This is a genomic window from Sphingobium sp. KKT206 (assembly GCF_055640555.1).
Genome location: NZ_CM145764.1, coordinates 1,976,362 through 1,993,741, shown reverse-complemented (window position 1 = coordinate 1,993,741; position 17,380 = coordinate 1,976,362). Strand labels below are relative to the sequence as shown.

Genomic DNA, 17,380 nt, shown 5'->3' with positions numbered 1-17,380 from the left:
GCAGATATTATCGCAGATGGTAAAAGGGCTTAAACCATGGGGCTGCTTTCGGAATTCAAGACTTTCATCAATCGCGGCAATGTGATGGACCTCGCGGTCGGCGTCATCATCGGCGGCGCCTTCGCGACCATCACCAAATCGCTGACCGATGACCTGATCATGCCGGTGGTCGGCTATATTTTCGGCGGCGCCGACTTTTCGGGCTACTTCATCCGCATGGGCGATCTGCCCGCAGAGTTTAAGGGCAACCCCGAAAGCTATGCCGATCTAAAGGCGGCGGGCGTCGCCATGTTCGGCTGGGGCGAATTTCTGACCGTGCTGGTCAATTTCGTGATCCTGGCCTTCATCATCTTCCTGCTGGTCAAGCTGGTGAACAGGCTGACCGCCAAGCAGGAAGCCGAAGCACCCGCTGCGGCACCCGCGCCCACCCCCGAAGACATCATGTTGCTGCGCGAAATCCGCGATTCCCTCAAAAAATAATCGTTTATGCGACGAAGCGAGACTGCGACGGGAACCATCCCCGGCGCGACCGGTTGATCGCGGTCAGGGCTGAAGGCTGCGTGTGCGGCCTGGAAGCCTTGCGAAGTAGGTAGCCCCAGGGGGCGCAACAGGAGAACAACGCCGTGAAAACCTTCGTCAAAGTCCTTGGCCTCGCCAGCCTTGTCGCGCTCGCAGCGTGCGATTCCGCCAAGGAAAACCAGGTCGAGAACGCTTACGAAAATCAGGCGGACGCCCTCGACAACCAGGCTGACAATATGGAAGCCATGGCCGACAACCTGACCGGCAACGCCGAAATGTCGGCTGAAAATGCTGCCGATGCGCTGGAAAACAAGGCCGACGCCACCCGCGAAGCGGGCGAGAAGGCTGAAGAAGCGGTCGAAGACCAGCAGTAATCTGCTCTCGTCATTCAAGCGAAGGGGCGTCGTGACATGGTCACGGCGCCCCTTTTGCCGTCTGCGTCCCGGCTTTTAACGGCCCCTTAACCACGTCCCGCCAAAGGTGCCTGTCGCGCGCATCGGTGGGGCCATGGCAATGGACGAGTTACTGCAGGAATTCATATCGGAAACCCAGGAAACGCTTGAAGCGTTGGCTGGGGAGGTCGTGGCGTGGGAAGCCGACCCGTCTGACCGCGACCGGCTCGATGCGATCTTCCGTTTCTTCCACACGGTCAAGGGCAGTTGCGGCTTCCTCAACCTGCCCAGGTTCGAACGGCTCAGCCACGCTGCCGAAGATGTGCTGGCGGACATTCGTGCAGGCAAGCGCGGCGCTGATCCCGCAACGGTGAGCGCCGTACTGGGCCTGATGGACCGGATCGGCGAACTGACTGAAGCGGTGGCCATGGGCGCGGCGCTCCCCAATGAAAATGACGATTATCTGATTGCGGCGCTCAACGCGCCAGTGGACCAGCCCGCGCCCCAGGTGCAGGCGGCTCCGGTCGCGGTGGCGCGTCAAGCGGGACAGGCTGGCCCCCGCACCATTCGCCTGCCCTTGAGCCTGATCGACCAGTTGATGAACGGCGTGTCGGACATGGTGCTGGCCCGCAACGAATTGTCGCGCAAACTGCGCGAACGGTCGGCCGACCCGGAACTCGACAATGTGTTCGAACGGCTGTCGACCTGCGTGGCGGACATGCGCGACGTGATTTCCAAGACGCGGATGCAACGGGTCGAACGGCTGTTCGCGGCCATCCCGCGCATGGTCCGCGATCTCGGCCGGGATCTGGGCAAACGCATCGACCTGACGCTGGAGGGCGGCGACGTCGAAATGGACCGCGAAATGGTGGAGATGGTCGTCGACCCGCTCACCCATATCGTCCGCAACGCCATCGACCATGGCATCGAGTCCCCCGAACAGCGTCGCGCGGTCGGCAAGCCGGAAGCTGGCGCGCTACGCGTGGAGGCCCGCCAGTCGGGCAATCAGATCGTCATCACCATCAGCGACGATGGCGCAGGCATCGACACTGCGCGGCTGGTGGACAAGGCGATCAGCGCAGGCCGGCTGACCCCTGAAGCGGCGGCACGGATGACCGAGGCGGACAAGCTGGACCTGATCTTCCACGCCGGGCTGTCCACCGCCGATCAAGTGACGTCGATCTCCGGCCGCGGCGTCGGCATGGACGTGGTGCGCGCCAATGTAGAGCGGATCGGCGGCGTCATCGCGCTCGACAATCATCCGGGCCAGGGGCTGTGCATCACCCTGCGCGTGCCGCTGACGCTGACCATCATTCCGGGGCTGGTGGTGCGGGCGGGCGGCCTGCATTTCGCCATCCCGCGCGCTGCCGTTGTCGAAATACTGCATGATAACAATGCGATGCTCCAGATCAGCTGCATCGGCGGCGCACAGATCGCCACGATCCGCGGCGTGCGGCATTCGATGATCGAGCTGGAAGATGTGCTGGGCATGGACCGACCGGCACAGGCCGGACCCCGCGCCATCATGGTGGTACGGTCGGGCAGCGGCGTACCCTATGCGATGGGCGTCGCCGCCGTGGACAATCATGAGGAACTGGTGATCCGGCCAGCCTCGCCATTGATCATGGCGACGGGCGTCTATGCCGGCATGACCTTGCCGGACAATGGCAAGCCGATGCTGCTGCTGGACGCGGCAGGCATTGCCAGCGCGGCCCAACTCCCCACGATCCTGGACGATCAGGCCGCACGGCGGACAGAGGAACAGGCGGACGCCCAGGCCGGGGTCGAGATGGTCGCGGCGCTGCGGTTCGAGGAAATGACCGGCGAAAAACGGCTGCTCAAACTGGCGCTGATCGACCGGGTCGAAGATATCGATGTCGGGCTGTTCGGCCGGTCGGGCGACCAGGCCTATGTCCGGCTCGACGGGCGATTAATCCCCGTCGTCAATGGCTTGTCCCAGTTCGATCGGGCCAAAGTGTCCGCTTTGCGCCTGCGCGATGGCACGCAGGAAGCCTGCTACCCGGTCGCCGCCGTGCTGGACATCGTCCAGATGCCGCTGGTCCCCGACATGGTCGCGATGCAAGGAATCCTGAGCGGCGTCGCGGTGATCGAAGGCGAGCATCTGGAGGTGATAAACCCGTTTGCACTGTTCGCTTCGCTGTCCGGTTACGACAGCGTCGAAGGGCAGGGCGGCCGTTGCCTGCTGGCCGATGCCGAGGATGGCTGGACCCGCGAGATATTGGCACCGCTGTTGCGGCAGGCGGGCCATGACGTCGTGCTGGGCCTGCCGGAAGACGGCGTGATCGACCCGCGCGACGTATTGCTGTGCCATGATGGCGAAGGATCGAAAGTCGCCGGGATCATGGCGGAGATGACCGGATGCCGCGTGGTGCAACTGCGCGCCTCGCCCCGTGCCGCCGGACCGCACGACGCCAGCATCTATCGCTATGACCAGGACGCACTGATGGCGGCGATCACCGCCGGACAGGGATAGGGCCATGAACCGACTATATCTTTTCGCCACGCTGGCGGGCACGCGGATCGCGGTGGAAACCGACGAGGTGGAAGCGGTGGTCAAGCTGACCGAAATTTCGCCGGTGCCGGGCATGGGCGCGCATGTCGCGGGCCTGTCAGCGCTGCGCAGCCGGGTGCTGACGATCATCGATACGGCCGCCTTGATCCAGGGGATGGCCTCGCCGACCCGCGACGCGGGCCTCGCCATCATCGCCAATATCGCCGGGCACAGCTATGGTCTGATGGTCGACAGCGTCTCCGACATCTGCCGCGTGCCGGAGGGGGAACTGCCGCTGCGCGGTCAGTTGGACCGGGCCTGGGCACCCTATGGCCGCGCCATCGTGGAACAGGATGGTCATCCCTGGCTGCTGGTGTCCTTGGCCAGCTTCATCGACGGCGGCTGCCAGGCCCAGGCGGCCTGAACTGTTTTCCAACACGTTTACCAAAAACTCGCTTTTGCCCGTTAGGTCTCGATTTTCGGGCCATAAATTCCAAAGGGACGCATCATGAAGAACTGCCTGGTCGTCGACGATTCGAAGGTTATCCGCAAGGTGGCCCGCCATATTCTCGAATCGCTCGACCTGTCCGTCACCGAAGCGGTGGATGGACAGGACGCCCTGACCCAGTGCGAAGCCTCCGCGCCGGACGTGGTCCTGCTCGACTGGAACATGCCGGTGATGAGCGGGATGGAGTTTCTGCAGGCCCTGACGACCGCCAAGATGACCGCCCGTCCCAAGATCATCTTCTGCACCACGGAAAATGGCATCAGCCATATCAAGGCTGCGGTCGAGGCGGGGGCCGACGAATATGTGATGAAGCCTTTCGATCGCGAAACGCTGGAAAGCAAATTGGTGATCGTCGGGGTTATCTAGCCCGACAGCCTGCACTCCAATCCAGGGAGTAACCTCCACCCTTTTCGTCTTCGTGCAGAAAGCCTCGTGATGACCGTCAACATGCCGATCATGACCCATATAAGGAGACAGCAGGGTGCCGTGCGCACCCTGATCGTCGATGATTCGGTGGTGGTCCGCACGGTGATCGAGCGGATACTCAACAACGAGCCAGCCTATAGCGTGGTTCACAAGAGCAACAGCGCGGAACTGGCCCTGGGCTATCTGGCCGATCATGCCGTCGATCTGGTTCTGCTCGACATCGAACTGCCGGGGCAGAGCGGCCTTGCCGCGCTCCCGGCGATATTGAAGGCGCAGGCCGACGTGAAGGTCGCGATCCTGTCGGGCAAGTGCGAGGAAGGCAGCGCGGCGGCGGTCGAAGCGCTGGCGCTTGGCGCCAGTGACATCGTGTCGAAGCCCGGCAGCGGCAGTTTCGGCGACCAATTCTCCCAGGGCTTGATCGACCGGCTCAACCGCCTGTTCGACCAGCGCGTCATGGCTGTCCTGTCCACCGCACCGGTCGTCCCACCGGTCGCGCGACCCGCGCTTCAGCCGCTGGCTTGCCTGGGCATTGGCGCCTCCACCGGCGGTATCCATGCGCTGGGCCAATTGTTCGAAGGCCTGTCAGCGCCGATGGGGGTGCCGCTGCTGCTGACCCAGCATCTGCCCGCCAGCTTCACCGTCTATTTCGCGCAACAACTGATGCGCATGACGAGCTTACGGGTGAAGGTGGCTGAAACCGGGGATATCTTGCTCCCCGACACCATCTATGTCGCGCCGGGCGATGCTAATCTGCAGGTACGCCGTGGCCTCCACGGCCGGGTCATGGTGCAACTCAATCCCGAACGCACGCCAGCGGGCAACCTACCCGGCGTCGATCCGATGTTCGCCAGCATGGCGGAGGTCTATGGCGCGGGCGCAGCCGGGGTCGTGCTGACCGGCATGGGCCGGGACGGCACGGTCGGCGCGCGCGACATCGTCGCGGCGGGCGGCTGGATCGTGGCGCAGGACGAAGCCAGCAGCGTCGTTTGGGGCATGCCGGGATCGGTTGCTGGTGCTGGCCTGACCTGCGCCTTGATGGAGCCGCACCAGATGATGAACTTCATTACCAAGCGCGGCAGGGTCGGCATATGACGGCAGCGGTATTCGAAGGCGCGGCCCGCGTCCTGGCGGCGCTGCTCGAAGCCCGCACCGGTCAGGCCTTGTCCGAAGGGCGCGCCTGGCGGATGGAAACCGCGCTCCGTCCGGTGTTGCGACAGCATAAGCTGACGGACATGGACGAACTGGCCGGATGGTTGACGCGCAAGAGCGATCCCCGCCTGGAGGAAGATGTGGTCAACGCGCTCCTCAACAATGAAAGCAGCTTCTTTCGCGACCTTCAGATCTTCGACATGATCCATCGCCAGATCCTGCCCGCGATCCAGGCGGAGCGATCCAATCGCACCTTGCGCATCTGGAGCGCGGGCTGTTCGACCGGTCAGGAAGCCTATTCGCTGGCGATCCGCCTGCGCAACGATGCCGCGCGCTGGAGCGGCTGGCGGATCGAGATCATGGCCACGGACATTTCGACCGCGGCGATCGATCAGGCGCGCGCCGGCATTTTCTCGCAAATGGACGTTCAGCGCGGCTTGGCGGTCGGCGACCTCATCAAATGGTTCGAACCGCATGGCGAAGATTGGCGCGCCAGCGCGGAACTGCGCCGCATGATCGATTTCCGCCACGACAACCTGTTCGATGCCAAGGTTCCCACCGGCGAATATGATCTTCTCCTGTGCCGCAACGTCCTACTCTATTTCTCGCCGGAGCGGCGGCAGGCGGTGCTGCGGCTGCTGGGCCGACACAGCCATGCCCGGTCGGTATTGCTATTGGGAGCAGGCGAAACTGTGATCGGGCAGGGGGATGATTTTACCGCCCATCCCGAATTTCGCGGTGCCTATGCCCGGCAGGCAGCGCTACCGGAGGGCACCATCGGGCGGACGCGGCTGGCAGGCTAACCTGCCCGTCCTTAACCATGCTTGATTGCGGCGTCGCGCTGCGCCATTGTCATGGTCAGGCCGCCGGATCGACGGTGCAGGCCGAAAGGGCATGATGACCAAGCTGCCGATGATCGAGACGCCGTCGCCCAATTATGACGAGCGCAGCCTGCCCATCACCATGCTGGTGCTGCATTATACCGGGATGCCCGACGCGGCGAGCGCGATCAACTGGCTGGCCAACCCGGAATCGAAGGTGTCGGCCCATTATGTCGTGACCGAGGATGGCCAGATCATCCGCATGGTCGATGAGGCCAAGCGCGCCTGGCACGCCGGGCGGTCGCACTGGCGCGGTATCGACGACATCAACTCGGCCAGCATCGGCATAGAGATTATCAATCCGGGGCATGAATGGGGCTATCGGCCCTTTCCCGAAGCGCAGATGGGATCGTTAATCCCATTGGTGCATGACATCACCCAGCGGCACCGGATCACGCGTGGCAATATCGTTGGCCACAGCGATATCGCGCCTGCGCGCAAGCAGGATCCGGGCGAGTTGTTTCCCTGGGGCCAACTGGCGCGGCTGCGACTGGCGCTGCCCCGGCCGACCAAGAATCTGATGGACCCACACTGGACCGATGGCGGCTTCATGCTCGCGCTCGAACGCTTCGGCTATGACATTGCCGAACCGCAGGCGGCGGTGGTCGCGTTCCAGCGCCGCTTTCGCCCGGAACGGATCGACGGGGTGATCGATGGCGAATGCCGTGCCATCCTGCTCGCGCTGTTGCTGCCCAAGCCCAGGGGCGATGAATAAGCAGGTGACGCCGGACCCGAACGGCGCTAGGGACGTGTCCGCCAGAGGGCTGGGCGGCCGCGGCGTGGCGGGTAACTTCCACGGCGAGGAAAGTCCGGGCTCCACGAAATGACGGTGCCGGTTAACGACCGGCTGGAGTGATCCAAGGGACAGTGCAACAGAAAGCAGGTCGCAACGGCTTAGGCCATGCGAAATTGAAAGGGTGCGGTAAGAGCGCACCGCGTCTGCGGCAACGCAAGGCGGCACGGTAAACCCCACCGGGAGCAAGACCGAATAGGGACGGCGCGCAGTTTTGGCTGCTAGGTCTGTTTCGACCGAGATCGTCCGGGTTGGTTGCTTGAGGGGCGGAGTAATCCGTCCCCTAGAGGAATGGTCGCACATCTCCGCAAGGAGAGGACAAAACCCGGCTTATAGGCCCTCTGGCACATTTTTTTGGCGACCCCTTTTGCGCTGCAGCGGGGTGGCGTTTTTCTGACGGAATCCTTACCTGTAATCCATGTCTCGTAACGGCCGATCCAATGACTGGGGCTTTCCCCGCTGGCGCAGCTATGGCGCATCGCGTGAAGCCCAGGCGGTGCGCGGCTGCGACCGCTTTGGTTGTGACCAGCCGGGCAATTGCCCTGCGCCCAAATCCCCCAACAGCCCGGAACGCTGGTATTTCTGCCCCGAACATGCGGGCGAATATAACCGGAACTGGGATTATTTTCAGGGGCTGGATGACGAAGAGCGGGCGAAGCGCGAACATGATGAGCGGCGCGATGCGGGTGGCTTTCAGTCGAGCGCCTATCATGGCTGGGGTGGGCCAGGCGATGGCAACCGGTCGCGCGACGAACTGCACGCGCTCCAGGCGCTGGAGCTGGAGGATGACGCCGATTTCGAAGCGGTGAAGAAAAGCTGGCGTCGATTGGCCAAGGAATTCCACCCTGACGTAAAGCCCGGCGATGCCAAGGCGGCGGTCCAATTCCAGACGATCCAGGCCGCCTATGAGGTTCTGCGCGCCGCCGAGGAGCGGCGGACGTGGAAACCGCGTGGCGCGGTGGATTGAAGGCCGATCGATGAAGGATCATGTCCGCTCCAATTGGCGCAACGCCGTGCTGGTGTGCCGCAAATGCGCCAAGAAACTGGATGGCGGCTTTGGCCCCGACGGTGACGAGCGGCTGGCCAAGGCGCTGCGCAAGCATCTGACGCTGGGCAAAGGGCGCAAAGCGGCGGCAGGGATCATCGAAGTCGACTGCCTGGGCATCTGTCCCAAGGGCGCGGTGACGGTGGTCAACGGCGCGGTGAGTCGCGAATGGCTGCTGGTGAAACCGGGTACTGATCTGGATGAACTCGCTGTCACTTTGGGCATAGGCGCACCAAAACAGCCTTAATATTATCCTTACCATTCAATCCTATCCGGACTGAATGACCTATTTTGCGCGCGCGCGTCCTGGCACGTCCCTATCCGTTCAATGCTGCTTGGCGATGAGCAGCCTGGCCGTGCTTTACGCCATGCCCCCCGTCAGCGGACGTATGCTGCTGATGCCGATGACCCAGGATGGGCGCGCGGGGCTTGCGCGCGTCGCGGTTGCCCATGGTGCGCGGCTGATCGCTGCCGGGCCATGGGCGGGATCGCTGGTGGTGGAGGGACGGCGTGACGCCTTGGCGCGGCCCTTGTTCATGGCAGGTGTCCTGGCCATTGCGGCTGACGCTGGTGGTTGCGGAGATCTGGGCTGATGAACGCGATCAGCAGTCTTGGCCGTCTGCGCTTGCAGGGTCTGCGTATCCTGTTGCTCGCCAACTGGGTCTGGACCGTGGTGCTGGGCCTGATGGCCATGGCGATGGGCGAAGAGGACAGCGTCAAGGCGATGTTCCTGTCCGCCTTGGTCAATGCGCTGCCCACGGTGATGGTCCTGCGTGGGCGTCGGGATCTGGAAGCCCGTATGGTCATGGGCACACTCGCGGCGGTTCAGCCTGCCATCGGCGTCGTGCTGCTGTCCGGCCATGGCTGGCAAATGGACGGCCATATGTATTTCTTCGTCGCGCTGGCGGGGCTGGTGCTGCTCTATGACTGGCGGCCGATCGTGTTGGGGGCGACATTGGTTGCGCTCCATCATCTGTTGCTCAATTATCTTGCGCCTTCCTGGGTCTTTCCGGGGCAGGGCAATCTCGAACGGATCGCGCTCCACGGGGCGGCGGTGATCTTGCAGGCATCGGTGCTCTGTTATCTGAGCGTTCGCCTGCGCGAAATGCTGCTGGCATTGGATCGTCATGTCGCGGGATCGGCGGAGTTGGCCGAACAGGCCCAGGCCGGACGCGCGGCTGCGGAAGCGGCGATGGCGGCGCGGCGGGAGGCCGATGCACGCGAAGCAGCGCTGCGGGTCGAAAGGGAGCGGGAACGCGAACGGATGATGGCGGATCGCCGGGCCGAAACGCTGGCATTGCTTGCGGCCTTCCGCCAGTCGATTGCCGAAGTGGCCGATGCGGTCAGTGCAGCGACCGGCGAGTTGGAGGAGTCAGCGCTCTCGCTGAACGATCTCGCGCGCCGCGCAAGTGCGGGTACCGGCGAGACTGTTCATGCCGCGGAGCAATCCTCGGCGCGCGCGGCGATGTTGGCGCAGCGGATTGATCAGTTGTCCGAATCCATCACGGCCATCGCCTCGGCCGCACATCAGCAGGCGACGCTAGGCGGTGAGGCGCAACGTGTGTCCAACGCCGGACATGAAGCGATGCGCGACATGGAAAATCATACCGCTTCCATCACCAGCTTTGCCCATTCGATCACCCAGATCGCGTCGCGTACCAATTTGCTGGCGCTCAATGCCACGATCGAAGCGGCGCGCGCCGGGGATGTCGGACGTGGCTTTGCCGTGGTGGCGGGCGAGGTGAAGCAATTGGCGGGGCAGGCGGCCAATGCGACAGGGGAGATCCAGTCGCTGGCGTCTTCGGCACAGCAGGGCGCAGGAGTCGCCCAAAACGCGCTGTCCGATGTCGCGAGCGCAGTCGAGCAACTGGCCGATGCCGCCGATGCGATCCAACGCGCGGTGGCGGATCAGCGGGATGCGACGGCGGCCATTGGTGCGACGGCGCGGGATACGGCACAGGACGCCACCATCATGGCCGGACGAATGGAGCAAGTGGCGGACATGGCCCGCAGCACGGAAAGCCTGTCGGGGCGGGTGTCGAGTGCCGCTTCCGGTCTGTCGCGCACGGCGCAGGATTTGCAGCGCGCGACAGACCTGTTCGTGGCGCAACTCGAAGCGGCCTGAGCCCGGTCAGCTTGCCCGTGCGACCGGTGGCATGGGGCGTCGTTGCTGGTCCGCCAATGGATAGAGGGTGCGATTCTCGCGGTCGACCCGTTCGGCCAGCGCCGCCAGGATCAGCCGTGTTTCCGCACAGAAGGCGGGCCATTCGCGCGCGATGCGATCATCGCTCCAATCGGCCATATAACGGGTGAAGCGATCGGCCAGTGCGCCGGTTTCGCTCTGCAATTGGGCGGCTGTCTTGCGTGCGGCCAAGTCCGGCGCCCGCTGCATCGCGGGATAGAGGATGCGATCCTCCAGCGCGAGATGCGCGATCAATTGTCGCGCGAGGGACCATCGGAGCGCCGCAACGCTTTGCGGCGTGGCCGTGTCGCTCGTGGCCTGCGCCAGTTGCCGGGCGGTCAGGCTGATTTGTTCATGCTGCCCCCGCAGCGCCGTCATATCCATCATATGTCGCCCCTCCCTCAAGGATAGGCGATGATGCGCGTCGGGATTTAACAAAAGATTGTGTAAGGTCCGAACTGGCGCAAAAAAAGTGGGCGGCCCCTTGTGGGGCCGCCCTTTGTGCTTCAGCCCGGCTGATCAGCGCGGCTCGCGCCTTCGCCATCCAGGTTCAGCGCCGCAAAGTCCCAGTTGATTGCGTCTTTGAGGATGCGGTCGGCATAGCCGGGGCGTGCGTTGCGATAGTCGATATAATAGGCATGTTCCCACACATCGACGATCAGCAGCGGGGCATGACCTTCATGCGCGACCGGCGTGTCGGCGTCATGATAGCTGGTGACTTCCAGCTTGCCGTCCTTGAGGATCAGCGCGGCCCAGCCGCTGGCGAAATGGCCCACGGCCTCCGCCTTCATCTTCTCGATCAGCGCATCGACCGAACCGAACGCCTCTTCGATCTTGGCCAGCAGGTCACCGGTCGGCGCGGTCTTGGTCGGCGACAGCGACTGCCAGTAGAATGTGTGGTTCCAGATCTGGCCGACCTGGTTGAACAGGCCGCCCTTGGTCGACTTGATCAGCTCGACCAGCGACTTGCCCTGGTGGGCCGCGTCGGCGGCGACCAGTTCATTGGCCTTCACGACATAGGCGTTATGATGCTTGCCGTGGTGATAGTCGAAGGTTTCGGCCGACAGGATGTCGCCAAATGCATCCTTGGCATAGGGCAGGTCGGGCAGAACAAAAGCCATGGCGGAACTCCTAAGGTTCGGTGGGACGGCCGCACGATGACTGGCGCGGTCGATCTATTATGGGTCCAGGCGGGACGCGAAACGCCGCCGCGCCCTTCCATATGCGCACCCGCGCGCGGAAAAAAAGGCCTATATGCCTATTGCGAAACGATCGCAGAAATAAGGGCTTAGCGGGCGGCTCAACCTTGGGGCGGGGTCGTCTCGCCCAGATCGTCGCTGGCAGGCTCGTCGCCCAGTTTCAGGCCGTGACGCATCAGCATCGGGATATTGGCGGCGGCGAAGATCACCGAGACGATGGTCACGCCCCAAACCTTGACCGCAAGCCAGGTGTCGAAGCTCAGCGAGCGACGCATCGCTTCGTTCGCGATCGCCATGGCGACGAAGAAGAGCGCCCAGTTGCGGGACAGCTTCATCCAACCGGTGTGGCTCAGGCCATCATAGGCCGCCTGCAACAGATATTTGAGCAGCGGCTTGCCCCGCACCAGTCCCGCGAACAGCATCAATGCGAAGAAGGCGTAGATGATGGTCGGCTTCAACTGGATGAAGCTCTGGTCATGGAAATAGATGGTCAGGCCGCCGAAGAACAGCACCAGCGCTGCCGATAGCCAGAGCATCGGCGAAACCCGGCCCAGTTTCCATTTCGACACGATCACCGCAATGATGATGGCGACCATGAAGGCCGCCGTGCCGACGATCATGCCGAGAAATTTATAGCCGAGGAAAAAGACGAGCAGCGGCCCGAAATCGAGCGCCAGGCTGAGCGTGCCGCTATGGGCGGGTTTGGTATCAGCGGGCATAGGCTGTTCCTGCGATAGCGCGCGCCATGTCGCCGGGATCGAAGGGGCGCAGATCCTCGATCTTTTCCCCGACGCCAATGGCGTGGATGGGCAGGCGGAATTTCTCTGCCGCCGCGACCAGCACGCCGCCGCGCGCCGTGCCGTCCAGCTTGGTCATGACGAGGCCCGTGACCTGCGCGGTTTCCTTGAACACTTCGATCTGGTTCAGCGCATTCTGGCCCGTGGTCGCATCCAGCACCAGCACGACGTCATGCGGCGAAGCCGGGTTCAGCCGGCCCAGTATGCGGCGGATCTTGGCCAGTTCGTCCATCAACTCGGTCTTGTTCTGCAAGCGCCCTGCGGTGTCGACGATCAGCACGTCGATGCCGGTCGCGGTCGCCTGCTTGACCGCGTCGAACACGATGCCCGCCGCGTCGCCGCCTTCCTTGCCCGCGACGATCGGGATGCCCAACCGCTCGGCCCAGACCTTGAGCTGGCCGATCGCGGCGGCGCGGAACGTGTCGCCCGCTGCCAGCATCACGCCATAATCCTGTTCCAGAAAATTATGCGCGAGCTTGGCGATGGTGGTGGTCTTGCCCGACCCGTTGACGCCAATGACCAGGATGACCTGCGGCCGGGGGAAGGCTTCGATCTCTAGTGGCCGGGCGACGGGGGCCAAGACCTTCTCGATTTCCTCCGCGATGATCTCGCGCAGATACTCTTCTGTCAGTTCCTTGTTGAACCGGCCTTCGGCCAGGCGTTCGCGCACCCGCACGGCCATGGCCGGACCGAGGTCGGACAGGATCAGCGCCTCCTCGATCTCGTCAAGGGTCTGCGCGTCCAGGGCGGCCTTGCCGAACAGGCCGGTGAGATTGTCGCCGAGCTTGTCGGACGTGCGCTTCAATCCGCCAAAGAGACGGTCGCGCCAGGAAATGTCAGCCATGTTCATCCACCATCGTCATCCTCGCGCAGGCGGGGATCCATCTCCCGACGCAGCATCAAGCGCGGCGGTTGGGAAATGGGTTCCCGCCTGCGCGGGAATGACGGAAAAAAGAGCGTCATTCTTGAACCGCCTCTTGCGCGATCAGCGTGTCCTTCTCAAGCCCTGTGATGCGGGTGGCCACGATGGTCGACGGCGTTTGGGCGCACGCGAAGCGCACGGGGGCGAAATTTTCGGCATGGCCCGACAGTCCGCTGCGTTCGACCAGCACCGACTGGGTGGTGCCGATCAGGCTGTGCAGCCAGGCTTCGCGTCGGGTCGTGCAGGCCGCGCGCAGGCGGGCGGCGCGGGCCTTGATGGTGGCGCGATCGACCTGCGGCATCCGCGCGGCGGGCGTGCCGGTGCGCGGCGAATAAGGGAAGATATGGCCATGGACGATGTCGCAGTCGGCGATCAGCGCCAGGCTCCGTTCGAACATCGCATCCTCCTCGGTCGGGAATCCCGCGATGATGTCCGCGCCGATGCTGATGTCGGGGCGCGCGGCCTTGAGCCGTTCAACGATGCGGACGGCATCGGCGCGACAGTGGCGGCGCTTCATCCGTTTGAGGATCAGATCATCGCCCGCCTGAAGCGAGAGGTGAAGGTGCGGCATCATCCGGGGTTCGTGGGCGATCAGGTCGAACAGCCGGTCGTCTATCTCCACGCTGTCGATCGAGGAAAGGCGCAGACGGGGGAGATCGGGGACGCTGGTCAGGATGCGCTCGACCAAGGAGCCAAGCGACGGGCTGCCCGGCAGGTCGGGGCCGTAGCTGGTGACATCGACGCCGGTCAGCACGATTTCGCGATAGCCCGCCGCGACCAGTTCGCGGGCCTTGTCCACCACTGCGCCTGCGGGGACGGAGCGGCTGTTGCCCCGGCCATAGGGGATGATGCAAAAGGTGCAGCGATGGTCGCAGCCATTTTGCACCTCCAGAAACGCGCGGGCATGGTCGGCAAAGGCGGACGCCATATGCGGCACAGTGTCGCGCACGGCCATGATGTCGGCGACACGGACTTTGGGCATCGCTCCAAAAGCTCCGTTCGCTTCGAGCGAAGTAGAGAAGCGCTTCTCGACTTCGCTCGAAGCGAACGGACGTTGGTATGTTTCCGCCTCTAGCTTCTCCCGGTTGCCGATCACCGCATCGACTTCGGCCATCGCCGCGAAGGTCTCCGGCTCGGTCTGCGCCGCGCAGCCGGTCACCATGATCCGCGCATCGGGCCGCTCGCGTCGGGCGCGGCGGATGGCCTGGCGGGTCTGACGCACGGCTTCGGCGGTGACGGCGCAGCTATTGACGACGATCAGGTTGTCCTGCCCCTGCGCCAGGTCACGGATCGCCTCGCTCTCCGCAATGTTGAGGCGGCAGCCCATGGTGATGATGGCGGGACCGCTCATCAGAAACGCGCCCAGTCAGCCTCGCCATCGAAGACATGGGTGGCGGGGCCGGTCATGCGGATCGTGCCGCCCGGTGCCCAGTCGATGACCAGATCGCCGCCGGGCAGGCTCACGGTCACGGGGCCGCGCACCAGCTTGCGACGGATCGCGGCGACGGCGGTGGCGCAGGCGCCGGTGCCGCAGGCGCGGGTGAGGCCAGCGCCGCGTTCCCACACGATCAGGCGGATATGATCGTCGGCGATGACTTGCGCGAAATTGACGTTGATGCGGGCGGGAAAGAGCGGGTCGGTCTCTATGAGCGGGCCGAGCCGCTCGAAGTTCACACCGTCCCAAGCGTCCATGAAGAAGATGACATGGGGGTTGCCGACATTGACCGCGGCGGGGGCAGGCAAGTCTTCCCAACTCGCGCTCATGGTCAGCGTGTCCATGGGGTAGGCGAGCGGGATCGCGTCCCATGCGAAGCGCGGCGCGCCCATGTCGACGCTCACGCCGCCATCGACGGCCCTGGCTTCGAGCAGGCCACCCTTGGTGCGGATCGACACGTCGCGGCCGACGAACAAGGGCACGCAGCGGGTGGCGTTGCCGCAAGCCTCGACCTCGCTGCCGTCCGCGTTGAAAATCTGCATCGACACGTCCGCGTCGGGCGCATTGCCGATCAGGATCAGTTGGTCGCAGCCGATCCCGGCATGACGATCGGCAATGGCGCGGGCGAGATTCGGGGTCATCTCGATCGCGTTGCTGCGCGCGTCGATCACGACGAAGTCGTTGCCCAAGCCATGCATTTTCGAGAAGCGTCCCATGGCGGCGCATGTAGGGGGTGGGGCGGGAAAAGGCCAGAGCAGAGGCATTCCCCTTCATTTCGTTCAGCCTGAGCTTGTCGAAGGCGGTCTCTATTTCATGATGTCACGGGTGTCTGGAAATCGAGTAACGATAGCTTTCAGTAAAGGGCTTCGACAAGCTCAGCCCGAACGGAAGGGGGAGGTCAATAATGGCGCTCAAGATGCACGCTTCGCTGGCGGTTCATCCCGGCGACAGGATCAAGACGGAACTGGTCGAAACAAAGGGCCTCAAGGTTGGTGATCTGGCCGATCATCTGGGGGTAACGCGCCAGACGGTCAGCCGATTGCTGAACCAGCGACAGGTGTTGACGGCAGACATGGCGATCCGCTTCGAAAAGCTGTTCGGCATCGACGCGGATACGCTGATGCGGATGCGCCATGACTTGGCTGTGGCGCGGGGTCATGCCGATGGGCTGGAGGTCAAACCGCTCGCGGCTTGATCGTTATCCAGCGGCAGTCGCCCGCTTCTGCCCGTACAGAAAATACACGACCAGCCCCAGCGCATTCCACCCGAAACACGCCAAGATCGTGCCCGTCGGCAGGCTGATGAACAGATAGGCGCAACCGGCGATCGCGCCTAACCCCACGAACCAGGCGGCGGGCGTGCGGAAGGGGCGGCGGAGGTCGGGGCTGCGGCGGCGCAGGACTAGGAGGCAGGCACCGACCGCGGTGAAGGCGATCAGGGTGCCTGCGTTGGCGAGGGCGGCGATCTCATCGATGGGGAGGAGGCCCGCGATGATGGCGACCAAGACGGCAGTGACGATGGTGATGCGCACAGGGGTACCGCGCTTGGAGATTTTGGCGAGGCTTTGCGGCAGGAAGCCATCGCGCGCCATCACCAGGAAGATGCGGCTCTGGCCGTAGAGGAAGCCCAGCAGCACGGTCGGCAGGGCGATGACGGCGGCGATGGCGACGATCCGCGCCACCTCTCCGCGACCCATTTCGCGCAGGATCAGCGCGAGCGGTTCGGGGCTGTCGGCAAAGCGGGTGAAGGGCATGGCCCCGATCGCGGCGGCGGCGACCAGGACATAGATCAGGGTGCAGACGATCAGCGAGCCGACGATGCCGATGGCGAGGTCGCGGTCCGGGTTCTTGGCTTCCTCCGCCGCAGTCGAAATGGCGTCGAAGCCGTAGAAGGCGAAGAAGATGATCGCGGCCGCTGCCATCACGCCGCGCTCGACCCCGTCCGGTCCCATATCCTTGGCGAAGCCGAAGGGCATGAACGGCTCAAGATTCTGCGCATCGAAAGCGGGCAGGGCGACCCAGACGAACAGGCTCAAGGTCGCGATCTTGATGAGGACGAGGATGCTGTTGAGGCGCGCGCTTTCATGCGTGCCGAGCATCAGCAGGCCCGCGACCACGGCGATGATGAAGATGGCGGGCAGGTTGACGAAGCCGCCCAGTTCCGGCCCTTGCGTCAACACCTGCGGAAAGCCGATCCCGGTCAGCAGCGGCGCGGCATAGCCCGACCAGCCGACCGCGACGGTGGAAACGACGAGGCTATATTCGAGGATGAGGCTCCATCCCACGATCCAGGCGATGCCCTCGCCCAGCGCCACATAGGAGTAGCTATAGGCGCTGCCCGCGGCGGGCATCATGGTCGAAAGTTCGGCATAGGCGAGCGCGGCGCAGGCGCAGATCGCGCCTGCTATGGCGAAGGAGAGGAGGACGGCAGGCCCGGCACGATCCGCGCCGACGCCGATCAGCGTCAGGATGCCGGTGCCGACGATCGCGCCGACGCCCAGCGCCAGCAGATGCGGCCAGGACAGGGTGCGGGCCAGGCGATGCTGATCCCCCGTCGGCGTCATCGCTTCGATCGACTTGCGGCGTGTCCAACTCATGTGTCTCAGGCTCCCCTCATCTTG

20 protein-coding genes and 1 other RNA gene are annotated in these 17,380 nt (G+C 64.0%); 14 read left to right on the top strand and 7 right to left on the bottom strand.

Going from position 1 to position 17,380, the window contains the following annotated elements:
* The first annotated feature begins 36 nt into the window (after positions 1-36).
* The 13 genes from mscL (at position 37) to ACZ2HM_RS09410 (ending at position 10,350) form a co-directional block, all read left to right on the top strand.
* Positions 37-480, top strand: a complete 444-nt coding sequence (gene mscL / locus ACZ2HM_RS09470) for a large conductance mechanosensitive channel protein MscL (protein WP_037475380.1) — start codon at positions 37-39, stop codon at positions 478-480.
* Positions 481-623: 143 nt separating this feature from the next.
* Positions 624-893 carry a hypothetical protein gene (locus tag ACZ2HM_RS09465; RefSeq protein ID WP_037475378.1) on the top strand — a complete coding sequence of 90 codons (270 nt, stop codon included), beginning with the start codon at positions 624-626 and terminating at the stop codon, positions 891-893.
* Between the two features lie 139 nt (positions 894-1,032).
* Entirely contained in the window at positions 1,033-3,405 is a 2,373-nt protein-coding gene (locus ACZ2HM_RS09460) for a chemotaxis protein CheA (protein ID WP_470425108.1), read from the top strand.
* Between the two features lie 4 nt (positions 3,406-3,409).
* Positions 3,410-3,847: a chemotaxis protein CheW gene (locus tag ACZ2HM_RS09455; RefSeq protein ID WP_037475373.1), complete on the top strand. Its 438-nt coding sequence runs from the start codon at positions 3,410-3,412 to the stop codon at positions 3,845-3,847.
* Between the two features lie 84 nt (positions 3,848-3,931).
* The gene (locus ACZ2HM_RS09450) at positions 3,932-4,297 is read left to right on the top strand and encodes a response regulator (RefSeq protein ID WP_037475370.1); all 366 of its coding nucleotides are present in this window, start codon (positions 3,932-3,934) and stop codon (positions 4,295-4,297) included.
* Positions 4,298-4,366: 69 nt separating this feature from the next.
* Positions 4,367-5,449 carry a chemotaxis protein CheB gene (locus ACZ2HM_RS09445; RefSeq protein WP_037475367.1) on the top strand — a complete coding sequence of 361 codons (1,083 nt, stop codon included), beginning with the start codon at positions 4,367-4,369 and terminating at the stop codon, positions 5,447-5,449.
* Entirely contained in the window at positions 5,446-6,309 is an 864-nt protein-coding gene (locus ACZ2HM_RS09440; protein ID WP_470425107.1) for a CheR family methyltransferase, read from the top strand. The genes ACZ2HM_RS09445 and ACZ2HM_RS09440 overlap by 4 nt, the downstream gene beginning before the upstream one ends.
* 94 nt (positions 6,310-6,403) lie before the next feature.
* On the top strand, positions 6,404-7,102 hold the full coding sequence (locus ACZ2HM_RS09435; RefSeq protein WP_037478310.1) for an N-acetylmuramoyl-L-alanine amidase: 699 nt from the start codon (positions 6,404-6,406) through the stop codon (positions 7,100-7,102).
* A gap of 41 nt (positions 7,103-7,143) precedes the next feature.
* Positions 7,144-7,529: RNase P RNA component class A (gene rnpB, locus ACZ2HM_RS09430), an RNA gene on the top strand.
* Positions 7,530-7,598: 69 nt separating this feature from the next.
* Entirely contained in the window at positions 7,599-8,147 is a 549-nt protein-coding gene (locus tag ACZ2HM_RS09425; protein WP_037475360.1) for a J domain-containing protein, read from the top strand.
* Between the two features lie 10 nt (positions 8,148-8,157).
* Positions 8,158-8,472 (top strand): (2Fe-2S) ferredoxin domain-containing protein, encoded by a 315-nt coding sequence (locus tag ACZ2HM_RS09420; protein WP_470426828.1) that lies wholly within the window; start codon positions 8,158-8,160, stop codon positions 8,470-8,472.
* 94 nt (positions 8,473-8,566) lie between these two features.
* Entirely contained in the window at positions 8,567-8,818 is a 252-nt protein-coding gene (locus tag ACZ2HM_RS09415; RefSeq protein ID WP_069066106.1) for a hypothetical protein, read from the top strand.
* Positions 8,818-10,350, top strand: a complete 1,533-nt coding sequence (locus ACZ2HM_RS09410) for a methyl-accepting chemotaxis protein (RefSeq protein ID WP_470425106.1) — start codon at positions 8,818-8,820, stop codon at positions 10,348-10,350. Before ACZ2HM_RS09415 ends, ACZ2HM_RS09410 begins: the two co-directional genes overlap by 1 nt.
* A 6-nt stretch (positions 10,351-10,356) precedes the next feature.
* On the opposite strand, the gene ACZ2HM_RS09405 is transcribed toward ACZ2HM_RS09410, so the two are convergent.
* The 6 genes from ACZ2HM_RS09405 to dapF form a co-directional block, all read right to left on the bottom strand.
* Positions 10,357-10,794: a hemerythrin domain-containing protein gene (locus tag ACZ2HM_RS09405; protein ID WP_470425105.1), complete on the bottom strand. Its 438-nt coding sequence runs from the start codon at positions 10,792-10,794 to the stop codon at positions 10,357-10,359.
* A gap of 119 nt (positions 10,795-10,913) precedes the next feature.
* Positions 10,914-11,528: a superoxide dismutase gene (locus ACZ2HM_RS09400; RefSeq protein ID WP_037475352.1), complete on the bottom strand. Its 615-nt coding sequence runs from the start codon at positions 11,526-11,528 to the stop codon at positions 10,914-10,916.
* Positions 11,529-11,707: 179 nt separating this feature from the next.
* Positions 11,708-12,325, bottom strand: coding sequence for a septation protein IspZ (gene ispZ, locus ACZ2HM_RS09395; RefSeq protein ID WP_037475350.1), 618 nt, complete (start codon positions 12,323-12,325; stop codon positions 11,708-11,710).
* A complete protein-coding gene (ftsY, locus tag ACZ2HM_RS09390) occupies positions 12,315-13,247 on the bottom strand; it encodes a signal recognition particle-docking protein FtsY (protein WP_152542530.1) in 933 nt (310 codons plus the stop codon). The genes ispZ and ftsY overlap by 11 nt, the downstream gene beginning before the upstream one ends.
* 115 nt (positions 13,248-13,362) lie before the next feature.
* Positions 13,363-14,676 (bottom strand): tRNA (N(6)-L-threonylcarbamoyladenosine(37)-C(2))-methylthiotransferase MtaB, encoded by a 1,314-nt coding sequence (mtaB, locus tag ACZ2HM_RS09385; protein WP_037475922.1) that lies wholly within the window; start codon positions 14,674-14,676, stop codon positions 13,363-13,365.
* Positions 14,676-15,476, bottom strand: coding sequence for a diaminopimelate epimerase (gene dapF / locus ACZ2HM_RS09380; protein ID WP_470425104.1), 801 nt, complete (start codon positions 15,474-15,476; stop codon positions 14,676-14,678). The genes mtaB and dapF overlap by 1 nt, the downstream gene beginning before the upstream one ends.
* 188 nt (positions 15,477-15,664) lie before the next feature.
* On the opposite strand from dapF, the gene ACZ2HM_RS09375 reads away from it, so the two are divergent.
* Entirely contained in the window at positions 15,665-15,955 is a 291-nt protein-coding gene (locus ACZ2HM_RS09375) for a HigA family addiction module antitoxin (protein ID WP_037475917.1), read from the top strand.
* Between the two features lie 3 nt (positions 15,956-15,958).
* On the opposite strand, the gene ACZ2HM_RS09370 is transcribed toward ACZ2HM_RS09375, so the two are convergent.
* A complete protein-coding gene (locus tag ACZ2HM_RS09370) occupies positions 15,959-17,356 on the bottom strand; it encodes an amino acid permease (RefSeq protein WP_037475916.1) in 1,398 nt (465 codons plus the stop codon).
* Positions 17,357-17,380 lie beyond the last annotated feature (24 nt).